A 2,672-nucleotide genomic window follows, 5' to 3' on the forward strand; every position below is an offset into this window, starting at 1 on the left:
TTTTTAGGACTTTGCTCGCTAAAATAACTCTATAACACTAAAATAATAATATGCTTAATCATAAAAACTAATACCTTTACTAAATCTAGAATTTTAATTTTTAGTTGTAATATTTCAATATTTAAAGCTATTTGATAATAATTAAAAATGAATTTATACCGTTATTAAATATGCTAAAAATACACATTTTACCCCAAGGAGAGAGCATGAGAGATGACGTCCTAGTTAGGATAAACGAGCGACTTAACGTGCTTGCCGCGCTTCCGACTTTAAAAAACGGATCGATTGGCGAAGCTTTAAAGAAAAGCGGATTTAGCAGGCGAGATTTTATGAAGTGGGCGGGCGCGATGACGGCGTTTATGGCGCTGCCTGCGTCAATGACGCCGACCGTAGCTAGAGCTGCCGAGCTTAGCGATAGATTGCCAGTGATATGGCTACACATGGCCGAGTGTACGGGATGTAGCGAGAGCTTGCTTCGCACCGATACGCCGAGTATAGATAGCTTGATTTTTGACTACATTAGCCTTGAGTATCATGAAACCGTGATGGCTGCGGCAGGCTGGCAGGCTGAGGAAAACCTAGAAAGCGCGATCGAAAAATACAAAGACAGATACATCCTTCTAGTCGAGGGCGGCATACCTACGGGCGATACGGAAAACTATCTAACGGTCGGTCCTTTGGGTCTTAGCGGCCTTCATCACGCAAAGCACGCGAGCCAGAATGCCGCGGCGATATTTGCCATCGGTACCTGTTCGAGCTTTGGCGGTATACAAGCGGCAAAGCCAAACCCGTCAAATTCCGTCGGCCTATCAAAAGTAACTTCAAAACCGGTCATAAACGTCCCGGGCTGTCCTCCGAGCGAGAAAAATATCGTGGGCAACGTCCTTCACTACATACTTTTTGGCACATTGCCTGCGCTTGACGTATTTAACCGTCCGAAGTGGGCTTACGGGCTTAGGATCCACGATCTTTGCGAAAGACGCGGTAGGTTTGACGCGGGCGAGTTCGTGCAGACCTTTGGCGACGAGGGCGCAAAAAACGGCTACTGTCTCTATAAAGTCGGCTGCAAAGGCCCATATACGTTTAATAACTGCTCCCGCGAGAGGTTTAATCAGCACACCAGCTGGCCGGTGCAGGCGGGTCACGGCTGTATAGGTTGCTCGGAGCCTGATTTTTGGGATACGATGGGGCCTTTTGAGGAGCCGATGGCCGATAGGCTGTTTAACACGGTTTTGGGTCTAGGCGCCGATAACGTCAGCGATAAAATCGGCATCGGAGTGCTGGCGCTCGCAGGTATCGGTATAGCAGCGCACGCCGCGATAAGCATTTTTGCTAAAGACAAAGAGGAGGCGTAAAAATGAGCGAGCAAAGAATAGTAATAGACCCGATAACCAGGATAGAAGGCCACCTGCGCATAGAGGTCGTCGTAGATGAAAATAACGTAGTTAAAGAAGCCTACTCGGGCTCGACGCTTTGGCGCGGTATAGAGCAGGTCGTAAAGGGGCGAGATCCGAGGGATGCTGGATTTTTTATGCAGAGGATTTGCGGAGTTTGTACGTTTTCGCACTACCGTGCGGGTATCATGGCCGTCGAGAATGCGCTAGGCATCACGCCTCCACTAAACGCGCAGCTAACGCGCACGCTGATGAATAACGCCCTTTATATGCACGATCACGTGGTACATTTTTATCAGCTTCACGGCCTTGACTGGGCGGACGTGGTTTCGGCTCTAAGCGCGGACGTACACAAAGCTAGCGACGAGGCGTTTAAATACTGCGACACGCCGTATGCGACCGGCGCAGATAAGCTAAAAGAGGTAAAAGAGCGCGTTGAAGCCTTTGTAAAAAAGGGAAATTTAGGGCCTTTTGCCAACGCGTATTGGGGACATCCGACCTATAAATTTACGCCTGAGCAAAATTTGATCGTGCTTTCGCACTATTTAGAGTGTCTAAGGATACAAAGAACGGTAGCGCAGATGATGGCGATATTTGGCTCCAAAAACCCGCACCCGCAAAGCCTAACCGTGGGCGGCGTGACCTGCGTCATGGACTTGCTAGATCCTGCAAGACTGGGCGAATATCTAACTAAATTTCAAGAAACGGCCGATTTTATTAACAGGGCGTATTATCCAGATCTCGTCATGGCTGCTAAAGCCTACGGCAGCGAGCCTAGCGTGCTAAAAGACGTCGGCGTGTCAAATTTATTCGCTTACGACGAGTTTTTAGTCGGTAGAAACGAGTATCTGATCCAAGGCGGCGCTATCCTAAACGGAGACATCAGCAAGGTTTACGAAGTAGACGGTGATAAGATCACCGAGGAAGCCACTCGCGCATGGTATAAAAACCCGGCCCCACTGCACCCGTATGATGGCGAGACCGAGCCAAACTACACTGGCCTAAAAGATATGAAAACATTGGGCGGCAGCGGCAAAGAAGTAGATACTAAAGTCTTTGACGAAAAGGGCAAATATAGCTGGATCAAAGCTCCTCGCTACGACGGCAAACCTATGCAGGTGGGCCCGATAGCAAGCATCGTGATAAACTACGCCAAAGGCAACGAGCGCGTGGTAAAGATAGTAGATAAATTTTTAAAAGACTCTGGGCTGCCGCTTGAGGCGGTATTTTCTACGCTGGGTAGAACCGCAACCAGGATGCTAGAGGCCAAACTAGTAG

General features: G+C 48.7%; 2 protein-coding genes. Both read left to right on the top strand.

What is annotated here, in order from left to right; all coding sequences use genetic code 11:
- The first annotated feature begins 206 nt into the window (after nt 1–206).
- Nucleotides 207–1,355, top strand: a complete 1,149-nt coding sequence (locus tag Q0546_RS05775) for a hydrogenase small subunit (RefSeq protein WP_298791360.1) — start codon at nt 207–209, stop codon at nt 1,353–1,355.
- Nucleotides 1,356–1,357: 2 nt separating this feature from the next.
- Nucleotides 1,358–2,672, top strand: a 1,315-nt coding sequence (locus Q0546_RS05780; protein ID WP_298791362.1) for a nickel-dependent hydrogenase large subunit, incomplete at its 3' end; no start/stop codon positions are given.

The organism is uncultured Campylobacter sp. (assembly GCF_937997465.1).
GTDB lineage: Bacteria > Campylobacterota > Campylobacteria > Campylobacterales > Campylobacteraceae > Campylobacter_A.

Excerpts from the sequence above, each read along its gene's own strand:
- Q0546_RS05775 (WP_298791360.1), top strand. The coding sequence starts at position 207 with ATGAGAGATGACGTCCTAGTTAGGATAAACGAGCGACTTAACGTGCTT.